We start from the raw sequence: 16,190 nt of genomic DNA on the forward strand, positions 1-16,190 counted from the left end.
TATAAATTATTGCTATATTTTCTTTTATAAACTGATCTTCAACTTAAACGTTCAAATTCAAAATGACAAAACCCACTTCCGTGGGCTTCATTCAAAATGTCTTTTCAAGCTTTAAATCAAAAAATCAAATACGTCCAACTTCTAAATATGGAATTAAGTTTTTATCAAAATGTGGTCTTGGGTCGCCCTCATAACTAATAAAACCATGCATACCCGTTAAGCGTTCACCTTTATAAAACTGGTTTAACTGATAGCGCGGGTCTTTATGTGAAAGCGTAAAACTCACCACGCCAATACCCTGCTGTTTTGACTTGTTATAGGCATCTTCGAGCATTTTATGATGCAAAGCCAAATCTTCGGGATGGCACATAAGCGTATGTAGCACGTGGTATTGAATAGAATCACCGAGTTTAGGCAAACGCATGCCCTTAGTCATTGGCGTCAATAAGTTATAAATAGGTCTAAGCAGGCCTATGGCAGAGCTGTAATTTAAAATTTTGGTTTGCTTAATACTATGCTGATCCCACAAGCCAAACATACCCACCAGTTTTTCACCCTTAAAGTAAAGTGAAAAGTCCGAGAGTTTTATCCCTGAAAAGTACTGATGTCCTTGAGCCAGCTCTTCAAAGTTATAGGCAGGAATAAAGTTATAGTGTTCTGCCATGTCGCTAATAAACTGATTCATGGCTTGCACATGTTGAGCTTCAGCAACACATGTACGGATCTCTTGAATATCACTCTGTTTATCAACTTGCTTTAAAAAAGCCGTGATTTTCCGTTTTGCGCCAGTACTGGTCAGGCTTAATGTCTCTATAAGCCCTTCGTCATAATAATCAGGCATTCCCGTTTTGCCCGTTTGGATGGCAGCGCGTGCGGCATGGTTATCATCAAAAATAATCATTTGGCTAAAGTTCGGTGCGTGCATGGTCTGTTTTACATGCTTGGCTAATACCTTCACCAGTGATTTACCCCGATAACTATGATCTACACGTAAATCACCCGCATAGCGTAAGTTTTGAATGTTCCGATCGACATAACACGGACGGTAACCATTGCTATAACAAGCGACATTCTTTTGGCTTTCAGTATCTTCAATTACAACATGCAGTTTATGCCGATAGACAATGTCAGACGCTCTAAAATAACTCGGTTCGCGCTGAAAGCTAATTTGTATGCCTTTGGTGGTCATGGGTACGGCGATTAAGTCTCTTAAAGCCTGATCATCAGCCAAAGTTGCTTCACGGGTAATCAGCGTATTGTCAGTAAGTGGTGGATTTGTTTTATTCATTATTCACCTGTTGTACGGCCTGTGTAGGAACCAAGTTATTTAAACGGCCCATTTGGTCGAGTAGCTGATAGACAAACACCACTTCGTCTTGGTCATTCACGGTTTTTTGGGTTTGTACATCGAGTAGCTTTTGCTCGGTATTGAGCAAATCAAATGTCGTTTTGGTGCCCACATCAAACTCTTTACGTGTGTAGACAAAGGCAATAGACGCGGCCTCAATGGCATTTGCCAGTGCTTCTTTATTTTGTCGAATGGTTTGAAGCTGCGCATAGGTTGTACGGGTACGCTTATTTAAGTCTAGTTCAAGACTTCGTATTTTCTGGTGAGCCAAATCAATATCGGCCTGTGCTTTTTTGACGTTAGCGCGATTTAAGCCGTCGTCATAGAGCGGTACATTCAACTGCACCCCAACCATATAGTTATTACTTTCAGAGCCAATATAGCTCGCTTCATCTTGCTTTCCGGCACGACTGGTGAGCATAACCGTTGGCCACAGTTCCCGTTTAGTGAGAGCATATTGCTTTTCTGCGGCCTGCTTTTCGTATTTGCTACGCATTAAAGCTGGATGGTTTTTGGTTTGCGCCAAGATTTCATCCAAGCTCGCGGGAATAGCGGGTAGCTGTTTAATGGCAACAAGGTTGTCAGGTGTTGTACCCGTTACTTGATAAAACTGTGCCTCACTTACGGTTAAGTTAGATTGGGCCTGTGTGATATCGGCTTGGCCTTGAGCAACTTGCGCCAAAACCTGAGCCAAGTCTGCACGGGTAATCATTCCTACATCAAAACGGCGCTTTGACTCATATAAAGACCGTTGCAGGTTTGCCATAGTCTTTTGTCTAAGCTCTAAAATGGCTTTCTTCTTTAATACATCGGTATAGACCATCACAGTATTTAAAATGGTTTCCGATCTTTGATCTGATAAACCTTGGTTTTGTGCAGAAAGCTGACTTTCGGCAACATCAATTCCTAAACGGTGTCGTCCAGACGTATAAATCGGATAATCTGCCTGCAACTGCAAACTTCGCCCTTTACGGTTTCCTTCGGTTGGAAATAGGACGTGTGAAGGCGTATTTATTCTTTCATAGTCCAGTTGACCAACTAAATTGACTTTGAGTCCATCACGTTGCTTGGCCTGTTCAAGCACAGCGGTGGACTGGTTCACGCTTAAACGGCTGACTTCAAGCTGACTTTCATGTCTTAAACTGGCAGATAAAGCCTCATCTAAAGTCATGGCGTGTGTGTTCGACACCAACAACACGCCTAGATACAAGGCGTGTCGAAGTGTTAAAAAACGAGAGTTAAATGGCTTCATCCCTTTCATAGTTGTTCCAAACTATTGAGGGTGACTTTTTTGAGTGGCTCAGGCTTGATATTGCCTTCGATAATGCCATCAAACATGACCAGTTTTTTATAGGCATTCCAGCCATTATTGGCTTGGCGAATTTGAGGCTGGGCGAGCTGCCCTAAGTTTCGCGCAAGTTCATAATGGAAGTTTTGACGCAAAATACTATCGATATATTCATTGCTAATGCTGTGATGAATGTCGCCTTCAAAAAGCACGCAATAAAATGGTTTAACCTGTTGTTGGGTATCAATCGCCAGTAAAGAAATCGCTTTTGACTCGGTTTCATTTAACTGAGACAACAACTGTTGAGCTGTTTCAGGCGCGAGTTTTTCACCGACCAGATCGACCCCAAAACGGCGGCCTTGGAACTCAAAACACGGAATTTGCTCTATAAAGCCTGTTACCCGTAAGCAATCATCCAAACAGTAGCGAAGTAAGCCATTGCCCGAAGTAATGAGCGGGCTGACCACATCACCTTGTTTAAGTTGCCACGATGGAATAATTTGACCTTGTTTATCGCCTTCTAAATATTCAAATTCATAGAAATGACTTTGGTATGCGAGTGGGTATTGGTCATTATAGGGAATAGTCACTACACCTTCCGTCGCCCATAGTCCTTTACCTTCAAACTGAACACTGGGTAATTTCTCTTTTAATTTCTCCGCCCAAGCTTTTGAACCTGCAGTGTCCCAACTCGACACTAAACTTAACTTTGGCCAGAGCTTTTTAAATTCGATCTGTGCACCGTTTGAACTTGCAATTAAGGCTTGAGCACTTTCAGAGCTACGCGGTGCAGTCACTTCTTTTAATGAAGCCTGACGGTTACCCCATGAACCACTTTGTAAAACCTCAATCACGTCTTGTTGTAGTGACTCCAAACGCTCAAGCAATTGCAGCGCAAAAGTCGGACTCCACACCGAAATCATGGCTAAGTTACGGTTTGCGACCAAATAGCAAATGGTGGCAAACAGTGCATCATCGGCATTGGCGGCAAAGGCAACGTTACTTGGAACCGCTTGGGTAAATTTAGATAAAATTCGCTTACCTACACCAAGTAGCGCACTATCGTCATTTAGGTTTTTGTCTTTTAAAACTTCACGTTGGCTTTCAGGTAACCACGACACCGACCAATAATGCGTACCTAAACTCAGCTGTGGGCATTTACGGTATAAACTTGCCATCCACGGCGCAATCGCATGATCAAGTTCATCTAAAAACAGCTTGGTGTATGGAATAAACTTGATTTGTTCACTTGAACCACTGGTTGGCTGGAAACGAACTAGCTTACTGCTAGAGAGTAACATTTTTTGTTCACGATAACGCTGAATATCTTCTCGCCATGCGCCATAACGTGTTGCAGGAAATGATTTTACAAACTGCTCATAATTTTGAACTTTCTTATCTTTAGCAAACGTAGAGGTCTGTAATATCGAATGCAAAATTTGACGTTGCGTGGTCTCTAATGCATTAAACTGTTTTTGAAAATTACGGTCAGATGCATCACACCATTTTTTTAAAATCAGATGCGAACCAAGAGTTAGCCATTCATTAGATTTCATTGGATGGCCTCTCTACGTTTTGTTTTATGGGTTACGCATGCTTCAAACTTTCCTTTACTGGTCGGTTTAGTCATCAGCTTCACAGGGAAACGGGCTATGTCTTTCCAACCAAGACGACCAATACACGGTAGTTCTGTGCCTGCTTTCCATGTCGGATTTTTTTGTTCAAAGAAATGAATATTTGGGTTCTTTTCTCTCATTTCGGCAGTAATTGGTGCAACTTCACCTTTTAATGGTTGATAGTCATCACCAAAATTTAAAAGGCCTGCTTCACGGTCGTAGTACTCCCCAAAAAACTTCTCGCAGTAGTGCTCGACAACTTCCGAGAGATGCTGGTTTTCATCTTTAATATTTGGGTAATAGACATAGTAATTATTGGCGAGCAATAAGTAGGTTTTATAACCTTTAGAAATGAGGAGCCAATAAAGTTCGTTAAATGGATATTTGATTCGAAGCTTAATCATGAGCTTGAGCATGGTACTTTGCAGACTACGCGTGCCCCAAAACTTCTTCAAAATAACCGTATCACCGCTAAATAACACGGTGTAGTCTTTACCGTTTAAATAGAAATGCTGCACCACCACAGTCGAGAAACCGACAATCTCATCTGTTTCAGAGTCAAAAATTAAGATCGCACCGCTTTTATTTTGGAAATCATCTACGAAAATAGAAAATCTGGTATTTTCATAATACTGTTCGTAAATGGAATACATCACTTTTAATCGTTCAGTATCGATTTGCTCTTTTTCAAAATATTGACCATAAGTCGTGTTTTTCAGGTTCAATTTTGAAATTAGTTTATACGTTGTATTAATCATAATCCTTTAACCTTCCACCTCTAATTTGTGAGTTCCCCGATCTCATCAACCGATTTTTAGAAAACTCAGATCAATGTTCTTTTTCTATGAAGGGATACGTTTTGATATGCCCTATTGTTTTTCATTCTTTGAAAGCTGCCCTTTATTTTTAAATATCTACATATTCATTTTCTTCCCCCGATCCATAAAGATAGTTAAAAATGCGGTCACAAACATAATGATTGCGAGCATGCGTAATAGATCATTAAAGCTAGATGTCAGTGCCTGAAAATGAATGTCACGATAAATCACACTGAGCGCGATTTGCTGTGCATTTGAGCCGGCTTCTTGATATTGCGCCGTGAGTTGATCGAGTCTTTCTGTAAAAATCCAGTTTTGTGGTGTCATCCCCTGATTAATCTGGGTGACATGAAGCGCAGTGAGCCAATCTAAAGATGAGTTAATGAGAGCTAGTCCAACCGCGCCGCCAATATTACGCATCAGGTTATAAATACCGCTGGCATCAGCCACTTTACTCAGCGGCAAAGTGCTCATGGCTAAATGCGAAACCACAATCAGGCAGATCATGAGACCAATACCACGGTAAATTTGCGGCCAAAACATAAAGTCGTAATCGCTATGAATGCTGAGGTGTGAATTGAGCCAGACACCAAACCCTGCCAAAATCATTCCGACAAATACGGTTTTTCGGGTATCAAAATTAGGAATCAGCCATGCAAGAAACGGCGCGAAGCAGAACATGACAATACCTGTCACCATCATGACATGACCAATTTGGCTACTGTTCATTTCACGGACTTGCCCAAGAAACACGGGAATCATGTAACCCAAGCCATAGAGCGCCATGCCGATCACAAACGTTGTGATGGCACTTAAGGTAAAGTTTTTATTTTTAAATACAGATAAATCGAGCAAAGGTTTAGGCTGAGTAAAACTTCTAGAGAAGAAAATCATGCCGCCCACAACGCAGATCATAAACGCAATCCGAACGCCTGTGTCTGCAAGCCAGTCATGCCGTGCGCCTTCATCAAGGAAATATTCAAGCCCACCCAAAAACATCGCCATACCAATCAGGCTAAACCAGTCCATGCTTTTGATGAGTGAATAGTTGGCACGGTCGATATTGGGGCCTGAGTAAATAACCGTAGCAATGATGATGCCCGGAATAATATTGATCAGGAACATCCAGTGCCATGAGAAATTATTGGTGAGCCAGCCGCCAATGGTGGGGCCAATGGCCGGACCCAAAGTGCTGATCATTCCAAACATCACCAAAGGCAATGAACGTTTTGGTTCTGGAAAAAGTAAGTACAACGCCGTCATGGAAGTCGGAATCATGCCGCCGCCCATAAAACCTTGAATGCCACGGAACACTAATAAACTTTCTAAGTTCCATGCCAAGGCACAAAGTAAAGAACTCACCGTAAAACCAATTGCACAGATGGTATAATACACTCGTGTTGAAAGCACCCGCGAGACAATACTCGACATGGGAATTGCAATAATCTCGGCAATTAAATAAACCGTTTGCACCCAAGTGACTTCGTAACGGCTTGCACTCATACCAGCTTGAACTTCGTTTAGAGAACTCGCCACAATCTGAATATCAAGAATCGCCATGAAGTTGCCAAAAATCATGGCACCAAAAATTGCCCATGCAGTTTTTGCTGGGAATCTCCACTCGGCCTCAAGGTGCTTATTCATTGGTTATTACCTAAAATTTTATTATTAAGTTCTTAGGTCAACGGTGGCACTCACCGACATTCCAGGTTTTATCAAATCAATATGTGGGCTTGAATCTATGGCAATACGCACAGGAATACGCTGAACAACCTTGTTAAAGTTGCCTGTGGCATTGTCTGGTGGCATGAGTGAAAAAGTTGCGCCTGAAGCAGGTGAAAAGCTTTCAATTTTTCCGGTATAGGTCAGGCTTGGGTAGGCATCAAGTTTTAATTTAACTTTCTGACCAATATGCATTTTTTCAATTTGGGTTTCTTTGAAGTTCGCTTGTACATACAAACTATTTTCAGGAATGATCGCCATTAAGCGGGTTTGCGGAGAAACACGTGAACCTTTCTGGATTGCAAGGCTACCGACCTTACCGTTTACAGGACTGACCACTTTGGATGAAGCCAAATCGACCTGATACAGGTTTAAGTTTGCATTGGCACTTTGAATATCTGCTAGAAGCTGCGCTCGACTCGCTTGTAAACTCCCCAACTGAGCTTCTGCCGCATTTACGGCGGCTTGCGCTTTGCTGAGTTGAGCTTGGGCCGTTAAATATTGAGACTGAACCCCTTCAAAGTTTTGTCGGGTAATCACCCCATCTTTTAATAAATCTTGATAACGCTCAAACTCTTTTCTTAAACGAGTTAAATCAGCTTGTGCTGCCACTACGCTACTATGAGCTTCAATAATTGAAGACTTGGCAGATTTTTCATTTTGTTGTTGTACACCTAGTGCAGCTTCTTTCAAGCTGACTACTGAACGAGCTTGATCATAACGAGCTTTATAATCGCGATGATCTAATACTGCTAAAGTTTCCCCTTTTTTTACTACCTGATTATCGTTAATTAATAACTCCATCACTTCGCCTGAAATCTTTGGCATCACCCAAGTGACATCGGCTTGCACATAAGCATTATCCGTAGATTGATAGAATCGATATACAAAAAAATAATATAAGATGCCAGCAACTAAAAATAACAGCAGGACACTAAAAACACCCCAAGTTATTTTCTTTCGACTTTGGAAATTAGTATCAGTTTCTAGCTGAGCTACGTTATCCATATTCATTCCGCTTATTTGTAATATTCGATTTTTTATTTAAGTCAATAAAACTATTGATTTCTTTTTTACGTAACTTTTCACTTGGTTTTATTCAATGAATCGTGACATCGTAAAATTTGGTGCAAATTATGGTTCTTAAGTGAATTAAATATCATTGACCTCTTTGCCAGATATTTTTTCTATTTATGTCAATAAAGCAAGTTATATAAACTATGTTTAAAAATTATGTAATTTTATATTTTTTCAAATAACCACTTATAAAAACAGCTTAAATAAATAAAAATTATCATTAAAATTCAAATAATTACTATAGTTGGATTTATTTAAAAAAATCTTACATATAAAGATGTTTATTTCACTAATATTAAAGATTAACTTTCTATTTGTATTAATTAAGTAGAATTATTTAAAGATCTATGTAACCGCCAAATAGTTATAGAGAAATTTTCTAATATTAATATAAGGATAAAATATAAATATTCTGGTTTATTCAAAATAGTAAAAAGCACTTATCAAAAGACTATTCCGACAACTTTTGATTAATTATATTAAGTAAAATAATATAGAATCTCCCAGCCCCAACCCAACATACACCTAAGAACCCCAATATTATTAAAAAACAAAATTAATGTTAAAAAAGAGTTACTTTTTAACTCTTTTTTATTCAGAAATTAGTGAATTTACGGATTATTTTTTACTGATTTAAATCATTAAAAATTTCTTCTAGAGTTACTCCAATTGCAAGTATTTCACTATCCTGATGAGGTAAACCATCGATTTCCAACCCAATTGGTAGTTTCGATTTCACTCCCTTTCCAATGGGTAAACTCAGCCCTGGTAATCCGATATTACTGCCGGGGTCTGTATTTCGAATTAGTGTTTGGAAATTCTCAATTGAACTGACTTGTTCGTTTGCTAGTGGTGCAACAATCGGTGACGTCGGGAATAATAAAGCATGTAAGTTATGCGCTTTAAATGTGTTTTGGTAGAGTTCAAGCAATTGTGGACGAGCTTCCCTGATAGCCTTTTCATAGAAAGGTAAAACTGGAACAAGTTGACCCGTGTGATCTTGAATTAATTGGGGAAGAATATTCTGTTTAAAAATTGCCTGAACATCTGGGCTTGAGATCTGATCGACTACATTCTCAATAGTCAAATTTACATGATGATCTTTCAAATATTGAATAAGGTCATATTTGCCTTCATAGACAACCACAGGAAATGAAATAGCGTGATTGAGTTGTTCTAAATTTGGCATCTCGATAGGAATAATTTCGACTCCCGCATCTTTTAAAAGCTCAAGTGCAATATGCGCCTGTTTATGAACGTCTTCATCTAAATGATTCCAAAAATATGGATGGATACCGAGCCTAATTTGATGTGACTGTAATGGTTCTTTCTTTGGTTCTTGAGTAATAAGCTGATCAATTAAGATAATGTCAGATACTGTGTGTGCAATAGGGCCAGTGGTATCGCGAGTATGTGAAATTGGGGTAATACTGTCTTGTGAGTATCTTCCTACCGTTGGACGAAAGCCGACACAACCATTTAATGCACTTGGCAAACGAATCGAAGCACCCGTATCTGTACCAATCGCAATTGGAACCATGCCCGCTGCAACAGCCACAGCACTACCAGAAGAAGACCCACCAGCAATGTGCAATGGGTTTACAGCATTTCGTGTACCCACGACACCTTCAATATGCATGGCAGTATTATAGCCTGTGACTCCAAAGGCCAATTCATGCATATTGGTTTTACCAACAATGATCGCGCCGTGATCAATAAGTTTTTGAATAATCGGTGCGGAGCTTTGAGGTTTAAAATCAGCTAAAGCTGGTGTGCCTGCACTATTCGGGAAACCTGCAACATGAATATTATCTTTAACTGCAATTAAAATACCCATCAAAGCTGGACATGGTTTTCCACTAAGCAGGTATTTATCCCAATATTGAGCTTGTTGAATTGCTGAAGCTTTATCGGTGCTAATAAAAGCATTTAAAGACTGTTGTTTTTCAATAGTGTCGAAGTAATGATGCACGAGTTCTTCACAGGATACTTTTCTTTCATGAATCAGTTTAGTGATGGCATCTACTGAAGCATTTGCTAAACCCTGTAATTCAATCCAATTATTTTTTTCAACTGCATTTGACATGATGACTTAAAATCCATTTAAGTTGTGATCTTAAGAACTTAGTACAAATTGCTCATTCATTCGCATCCTCAAAATTGAGGATTGTTTTTGTTTTAATGTTGAATGAGTAAAGCCATTTCAGTGCGATTATTACAGCCTATTTTTCTCATAGAGTTGAAAAGCTGAGCCAATTGGGCAATTTGGATGCATTTTTTCTCATGCTCTTCCTCAGTTATTCTTGGAACTGTTCCAGCAAATACGGATTTTGTCATTCCAATTATTAATAGAAATATAGTTACTTTATTCATTTAATTACCCATCATTATTAATGAGTAAAATTTACCAGTTCAGAAGGTTAAAAACCACCTTTGAAGTAGTAATTTTTATTAATAAAGACTATTAGTTAACTCATTTGAAAGCATGAAATGTACTATTTGCATTTTTCATTATTCAACAAAATAAGCTTTTCTTTTTTCCCAAGTTTATTTATATAAAATAGTTCATATTGATGATTATTCACTTTCATATATTTAGGATAAAATACTCCATCGCACCAAATCTGAATACCTTCATCAGTTTTAATAAAATCGATCACTTCATTTTCATCTTCAATTGGTGGTTTCACAAGTACCTTGAGTGTAATTGATGTATAAAATGGACTTGTTGATCCTTCTATAATTTCAATAGAATCATTGGCTTTATAAGGAAAAGTACTTTTTGCTCCTTCATTTCCAATTTTAAAAAATTCAATTGCTTTATCAAGATCTCTATATTTAAAGTCTTGTCCAATAATCCCAAGTTTTATAAGTCTGCCATCTGCATCAAAATTATTATTTGCTAACGTACTATGGCTAATAGCTAATAATAGTAAAGCAATTAAAAGTCTAAGCACTTAAACACCCTCTTATTTAAGGGTAATTTAACAAGTGATTAATTATGATTCAATATAAAACTGCTATCTCTAGCGGTTCTATTTTAATCGAAGTCGCTAGAAGAATTATCAACATCCAATCTAGCACTTATTATTAAATAATACTCGAAATGAATACATCTCAAGAAAAACACCGTAGTGTGCTTCGCATATTGCTTGGATTAATTCCCATCCAAAACTATCAGTCTGAATCAAAATAATATGCTGATGCATTATTTTCCCCAACTTTTTCCCAAGTTGCAGCAAGAGAGTTCGTTCTCAACAATAAAAGCGCTAATGAAGAATGTAAATTAAAAATAAAAATGAAACCCACTCATTGAGTGGGCTTTTTTATTACTAACCGTTTTGCCTGAGGTGATCTTGGAACTCTTGGTCGTGTATTTTGTTGTAATTAACAGGGTCGTAAACGCATCCAGTTAAAACAACAATTACAGTAAGTACAGCAACCAATTTTTTCATTGAGACAGCCTTTCCTTTAACGCAAAAGATTTGCTTTAAGTATACTCCTCGATAGCCATTTTGATTGGACATAATTAAGGCAAACAATTGTTATTTTTAAATTATTGCCGTGCTTTAGCCTATCATTTGATTTTTTTAGCAAGATCAAATCACAGGTTAGTACAGAACTTAAGCCTCAGTCGCTAAATACCAATTTTTCCAAGAACTGGTTCCTCTCGTTTCAATAGGCACAGTTGGAATCAGTTTTTCTTTTAATATTTCGGTTTGTTCAACCGCTTTGGCAAGTCTTGCTTTTACTGAGTGAATACATTCACGGTCACCAAATTCACAGCGGTCTAAAGTTGTACCGCCACAAGGCCCATTGGCTAAACCTTTTGGACATGTTTCAGGGCAAATATATAAAGTGTCACTTAAACGGCACTGACCACAGCTTTCACAGCCCACTAAGCTATGTTTACTGAGCACTTCTGTTTTAAGTAGGAGTTTGGCAACCAAAGTATTTTCCCAAAAAGATGCTTTAAAAATAAAGCGTCCAAGCCCCTTGGCAATTTTTGATCCAAACATTGCTTCATGCATAACATGTAGCTGGCGATATTTAATTAATTGTTTAGATGATGGCTGACGCGAAAAATGAGAAATTTCAGGTGAAAACTCTTTGCCCGTCGTGACTTGCCAAAGTGAATTCCAAAGCTCTTTTAAGGCCTCAAGCTCCAGATGTCTGTATTGCTCAATGTAGCTTTCAAGCAGCATTTGCTCTTCTGGCTTATGGCAAGCAGATAAATGAATTCCTACAAACCCTAACTTTTTACATATCAAAATCTGTAAAGCACAGCGCAAATAAACTCGGTCTGTATGTCCTGCCTGTTTTTCGTCTGCCAAGACTTTTAACATGTGTGGAGTAATCACAATACCCGCGACTTTATGCTTCACCATAAAATTGGCACGGCCCAAAGTCAGCGGCATGACACAAGCCAGTATTTGCTGCGAATAAGCATGCTTTGTTAAAAATGATTTGGCTTGCTTTAAGGCTTCAATGTCATAGCCCAATTGGGTAATGATAAAGTCAGCACCTGCTTTAATTTTCTTATGCAGTTTTAAATACTGTGCATCACGCTCAGCTTCGACATATTTAAATGGATTAAAAGCAACCCCAATACGAAACCCACCATGTTGCTTGGCAGCCATTACGGCGTTTACAGACTCTAAGTAACGACTACGAGGCTGTCCATCTCGACCATTATGGTGTTCTTTGAGTTTATCGCCTGTAAGCAATAACAAGTTTTGAATATTGGCTGTTTGAGCTTGCTCTAAAAAATGCTCAAAGTCTTGTATGTCTCGGGCCTTACCTGAAAAGTGTAAGACTTTATCAATTGAGTCAGGATAACTTTTGCTGGCTTCAAGCGGCGCAATATCATGATCTGAATGTACGCGATCTGCCAATGTCATTGCAGCCGGATACCCTGCAAACTCATGTCTTACAGGATAAATTTCATGTAGTGAAGTGAGGTACTCCACCAACACAAAAAACTGGTTTTGCTGGAAGCAGGGAGAAACGTGTGACATAGGCAAAGCGCTTATCAAAACATGACATCAATCATAAGCGCGGCATTATAAATCAAAGTGCATCAAGATGCGCTAGTCAGAAAGCTCATTGTTTTGCTTGTCTTCACTCTCTTTATTTCTGGGTAATTCGAGTGAACGTGGGAATATAAAATCAAAAGAATCGAGTGCATAACGGTAAAGCTGAGCTGGTCGTTTGCCTACAATTTTACTTTGACTAGTTTCTTCAACTGCGCCTGCTTCTATCATACGGCGCCTGAATGCTTTTTTATCTAAAGATTGCCCAAGAATAATTTCATAACTAGTTTGTAGCTCGGTTAGCGTAAATAACTCGGGCATTAGACTAGCTGGCAATGCGGTATAGCGGGTTTTATTAGTTAAACGCTCTAATGCCAAGTTAAGCAATTCATTATGATCAAACGCCAATGCTAAATCTTTTGCTTTTGCTACAGGCACCCATTCGCTGTATTCAGCTAATGCTTGATGTTGATATGCATTAAAATCAATTAATGCAAAATACAAAATGGTTACGGCCCAACCACGCGGGTCACGTTTAGCATTACCCACAGAGGCAACTTGTTCCAAATAAGGTGAACTAATTCCTGTTTTTTCCACTAGCTTACGATAAGCCGTGGCCATCAAGTCTTGGTCCTGGGTTAAATCGGCAAAACCGCCGGGTAAAGCCCACTGGTCTTTGGCTGGAAAGTTGGGTCGCTTAATGAGTAGTACCTGCAACTGACCATTAAATACCGAGAAAATAGCCATATCGACCGTGAGTAAAGGTGCGTCATAATCTCGGCGATCATAACTGGCAAGGAATTCTTGTTCAGTTTGAATAGTCACGTTCAGTCTCTCAATGAAAATGATGAGCCGATATTCATGCAACGACTCATCTAAACTCAGTTATGCGATGGATAAACGCTCACGTATTTGATCCAAAGTACACTCATATTGAAGTTTACCATTTTCAAAGACTGTTTTAAGTGCTCCACCTTGTTCTTGTTCGGCTGTTTGCTCATCAAACAAGGTAAAACCATTTTCACTTTCTTCGATGCGTAACAGACCTTTCGCAGATTTTTTCACACCTGAGTCAGTAATTGGGTCTTTAAACAACTCACGGCCTACACCATTCACTTGTCCCCAAGTCGCTTTCACAGCAAATCCAAAAGTATCGCGAGTTAAGTAGTTATAGGTAAAGCTGCCAATCCCAAACACCAAGTTGTTTGAAGCAAAGCCTTTAACTTCAAGGCCTTCTAAAATACGCTGTGCACGGTCTAGGGTAATCGAGTCGCCGTAAATTAAACCAACACGTTCATTGAGTACTTTATAGCCTTGCTCAGTTGTTATACCGCCAAATATTTCCCATAAACATTCAACTGCTCCTTTATATGCTGGGCTGCCGACTTCGGCTTCTGGGTCACCGCAAATAATTTTAACCGGATCACCAGAGTCTGGTCGGAAAACCAATTTAGCCAAGCCTAAAGCATTAGGTTGTCTTGCCAGAATTTCAGGTTTTAAAGCCACCGTAAATTCTGTAATGACTCGCCAAAAGTCCCACGTATCAGACACGACACTGACAACACCCGACGGATAAAGCTCACAAATTAAACGCTTAAATGTTTCTAGCTCACTGTCTTCTGTGCCCATACACATCACACTGTGTTCGGTCGCTGGTACAGATACTCCAATCACCCCTGTGGCATTGTAATATTCTTCTGCATAGTCAATTGAAGCAACCGAGTCTGTTCCAATAAAACTGGTTAAGTGGCCAACGCCAGATTGTGCAGCATCATAAATTCCACTCATACCACGGCTACTAAAATCGTGTCCTTGTACAGGTACAAAATCAAGCGGTGCGCCAGTTTTTACAGCATATTGCGTTAATAAACGTTTGTACTCATAGGCAATTGTGGCCGTAGTACAGCTTTTCCAAAGTTCAGCACTTAACACAGTTTCAATATAATTCGTTAGCCAAAAGAAACGTGAATCGGTATTAATTACAGTAAGCACGGGTACACGCATATTGACACGGCTACCTTCTGGCAATGCTTTAATGCGTAATGGTAAATAGCCCAAGTCGTGTAGTGCTTCAATGTGATCAACCGGCACAGCACCTTCACCTAATGAACTATCCATACGGCGTTTATAAGCAGCCACCACTTTGTCTTTAGGTTGCTTGAAAAAGCCTTCATTCCACGTATCGATTAAAAAGTGTTTGATAAAACCTTGTAGCCCAAAGAACACAACTTTATCGTCGAAGTCAGGCAACATTTTTGCGAGTCGAGATGAACGCGGCGTAAAGTTTGCGTACACGTACTCTGTGCCTGCTGGATACTGACGTCTGTGATCAGCTTTATAAAAATCGATAGCATTTAATGGATTAAGTTTAATCGTCATCTTTGTTCTCTTTATTTTGCTGCAAAAGCAATTACTGAAATTTTGTCTGATGGTTGTTGTGGAAAGCTGTCTGAGGTAAACAGTTGGTCAAGCAGTCCATCAAAAACCTCTATTCCTTTACTAAAAATACCGTGGGTCACATATAGAACGACCTTATGGCAATTGAGACGACGCAGTTCTTTGGCAATACCAATAAAGGTTGCACCGCCGTCGCAAATGTCATCGGTAATGACCGCTGTTAAACCTGATAAGTCAGTCGCATGCACATGTGTCCCTAAAATTTTGCCAGTTACTGGATCACGTTTTTTATCACACTGAACAATAGTGATTGGTTGTTTACGCTCAAGATTAAAAGCGTCTGCAACCATTTGTGTACGTGCTTTTGCGCCTTTATCTGGGCAAATCAGTACTGTTTTTTCATCTTTTAACAATGTGCTTAGCGCTGCACTCTTTTCGATGATGTCGACTGAACTGATGTTTACAACTTCACTAAAAGAAGTATTTGCAGCGAGCAAGGCTGTTGTTACTTCACTATGGCAGTCCCAAACAGTCACCTTGCCTTGTTTGCCCGCTTTTTTGTCAGCATTGATGTTAAGTAATTTAGTCATCACATCGAGTGAAAATGCTTGGCCTACTGCACAAATACGGTCCTGACGTGCATATGGAAAATACGGAATTTCTAGGTCAACGATTAAGCCTTGAGTCAGCAATATATTTTCAAGTAACAAATAGTCCATCACATCATGACTTGAGGTCATTTGTGCGCGGACCAATACGTTGCCAGATAGTGAATTCAATGTTTTCTCATCAATTTGAACATGACGCTCGCCACCAGAAAACTGCGTGAACTTCACTGGAATTTCATTTCTTGCCGCATCTAAAAGCTGGATAGCCATATCATCCTCTTTT

14 protein-coding genes are annotated in these 16,190 nt (G+C 39.3%); all 14 read right to left on the reverse strand.

What is annotated here, in order from left to right:
• Positions 1-124: 124 nt before the first annotated feature.
• The 14 genes from J663_RS12775 to J663_RS12835 all read right to left on the reverse strand — a co-directional run bounded on the left by J663_RS12775 (position 125) and on the right by J663_RS12835 (position 16,177).
• The gene (locus tag J663_RS12775) at positions 125-1,288 is read right to left on the reverse strand and encodes a hypothetical protein (RefSeq protein ID WP_033850099.1); all 1,164 of its coding nucleotides are present in this window, start codon (positions 1,286-1,288) and stop codon (positions 125-127) included.
• The gene (locus J663_RS12780) at positions 1,281-2,609 is read right to left on the reverse strand and encodes a TolC family protein (RefSeq protein ID WP_033850101.1); all 1,329 of its coding nucleotides are present in this window, start codon (positions 2,607-2,609) and stop codon (positions 1,281-1,283) included. Before J663_RS12780 ends, J663_RS12775 begins: the two co-directional genes overlap by 8 nt.
• Positions 2,606-4,192 (reverse strand): GH3 family domain-containing protein, encoded by a 1,587-nt coding sequence (locus tag J663_RS12785; protein WP_033850103.1) that lies wholly within the window; start codon positions 4,190-4,192, stop codon positions 2,606-2,608. Before J663_RS12785 ends, J663_RS12780 begins: the two co-directional genes overlap by 4 nt.
• A complete protein-coding gene (locus J663_RS12790) occupies positions 4,189-4,977 on the reverse strand; it encodes a hypothetical protein (protein WP_170248859.1) in 789 nt (262 codons plus the stop codon). Before J663_RS12790 ends, J663_RS12785 begins: the two co-directional genes overlap by 4 nt.
• A 189-nt stretch (positions 4,978-5,166) precedes the next feature.
• Positions 5,167-6,714, reverse strand: a complete 1,548-nt coding sequence (locus J663_RS12795) for a DHA2 family efflux MFS transporter permease subunit (protein WP_033850105.1) — start codon at positions 6,712-6,714, stop codon at positions 5,167-5,169.
• A gap of 24 nt (positions 6,715-6,738) precedes the next feature.
• Positions 6,739-7,800: an HlyD family secretion protein gene (locus tag J663_RS12800; protein ID WP_033850107.1), complete on the reverse strand. Its 1,062-nt coding sequence runs from the start codon at positions 7,798-7,800 to the stop codon at positions 6,739-6,741.
• A gap of 694 nt (positions 7,801-8,494) precedes the next feature.
• Positions 8,495-9,955, reverse strand: a complete 1,461-nt coding sequence (iaaH, locus tag J663_RS12805) for an indoleacetamide hydrolase (protein WP_033850109.1) — start codon at positions 9,953-9,955, stop codon at positions 8,495-8,497.
• 92 nt (positions 9,956-10,047) lie between these two features.
• Positions 10,048-10,242 carry a hypothetical protein gene (locus J663_RS12810; protein ID WP_033850110.1) on the reverse strand — a complete coding sequence of 65 codons (195 nt, stop codon included), beginning with the start codon at positions 10,240-10,242 and terminating at the stop codon, positions 10,048-10,050.
• Between the two features lie 122 nt (positions 10,243-10,364).
• Positions 10,365-10,826: a hypothetical protein gene (locus tag J663_RS12815; protein WP_032062979.1), complete on the reverse strand. Its 462-nt coding sequence runs from the start codon at positions 10,824-10,826 to the stop codon at positions 10,365-10,367.
• A 375-nt stretch (positions 10,827-11,201) separates the two neighbouring features.
• Positions 11,202-11,324 (reverse strand): hypothetical protein, encoded by a 123-nt coding sequence (locus J663_RS19695; protein ID WP_000737387.1) that lies wholly within the window; start codon positions 11,322-11,324, stop codon positions 11,202-11,204.
• 168 nt (positions 11,325-11,492) lie between these two features.
• Positions 11,493-12,887: a methylenetetrahydrofolate reductase C-terminal domain-containing protein gene (locus tag J663_RS12820; RefSeq protein WP_033850114.1), complete on the reverse strand. Its 1,395-nt coding sequence runs from the start codon at positions 12,885-12,887 to the stop codon at positions 11,493-11,495.
• 72 nt (positions 12,888-12,959) lie between these two features.
• Positions 12,960-13,727 (reverse strand): NUDIX hydrolase, encoded by a 768-nt coding sequence (locus tag J663_RS12825; RefSeq protein WP_033850115.1) that lies wholly within the window; start codon positions 13,725-13,727, stop codon positions 12,960-12,962.
• Between the two features lie 60 nt (positions 13,728-13,787).
• Complete coding sequence (locus tag J663_RS12830; protein WP_033850117.1) at positions 13,788-15,281, reverse strand: nicotinate phosphoribosyltransferase; 1,494 nt, start codon at positions 15,279-15,281, stop codon at positions 13,788-13,790.
• Between the two features lie 11 nt (positions 15,282-15,292).
• A complete protein-coding gene (locus J663_RS12835) occupies positions 15,293-16,177 on the reverse strand; it encodes a phosphoribosyltransferase family protein (protein WP_033850118.1) in 885 nt (294 codons plus the stop codon).
• Positions 16,178-16,190 lie beyond the last annotated feature (13 nt).

The sequence above is a fragment of the Acinetobacter sp. 826659 genome (assembly GCF_000588515.1).
Classification (GTDB): domain Bacteria; phylum Pseudomonadota; class Gammaproteobacteria; order Pseudomonadales; family Moraxellaceae; genus Acinetobacter; species Acinetobacter pittii.

Coding starts and splice junctions, on each gene's coding strand:
- J663_RS12775 (WP_033850099.1), bottom strand. CDS start 1,288: ATGAATAAAACAAATCCACCACTTACTGACAATACGCTGATTACCCGT.
- J663_RS12780 (WP_033850101.1), bottom strand. CDS start 2,609: ATGAAAGGGATGAAGCCATTTAACTCTCGTTTTTTAACACTTCGACAC.
- J663_RS12785 (WP_033850103.1), bottom strand. CDS start 4,192: ATGAAATCTAATGAATGGCTAACTCTTGGTTCGCATCTGATTTTAAAA.
- J663_RS12795 (WP_033850105.1), bottom strand. CDS start 6,714: ATGAATAAGCACCTTGAGGCCGAGTGGAGATTCCCAGCAAAAACTGCA.
- J663_RS12800 (WP_033850107.1), bottom strand. CDS start 7,800: ATGGATAACGTAGCTCAGCTAGAAACTGATACTAATTTCCAAAGTCGA.
- iaaH (WP_033850109.1), bottom strand. CDS start 9,955: ATGTCAAATGCAGTTGAAAAAAATAATTGGATTGAATTACAGGGTTTA.
- J663_RS12810 (WP_033850110.1), bottom strand. CDS start 10,242: ATGAATAAAGTAACTATATTTCTATTAATAATTGGAATGACAAAATCC.
- J663_RS19695 (WP_000737387.1), bottom strand. CDS start 11,324: ATGAAAAAATTGGTTGCTGTACTTACTGTAATTGTTGTTTTAACTGGA.
- J663_RS12820 (WP_033850114.1), bottom strand. CDS start 12,887: ATGTCACACGTTTCTCCCTGCTTCCAGCAAAACCAGTTTTTTGTGTTG.
- J663_RS12830 (WP_033850117.1), bottom strand. CDS start 15,281: ATGACGATTAAACTTAATCCATTAAATGCTATCGATTTTTATAAAGCT.
- J663_RS12835 (WP_033850118.1), bottom strand. CDS start 16,177: ATGGCTATCCAGCTTTTAGATGCGGCAAGAAATGAAATTCCAGTGAAG.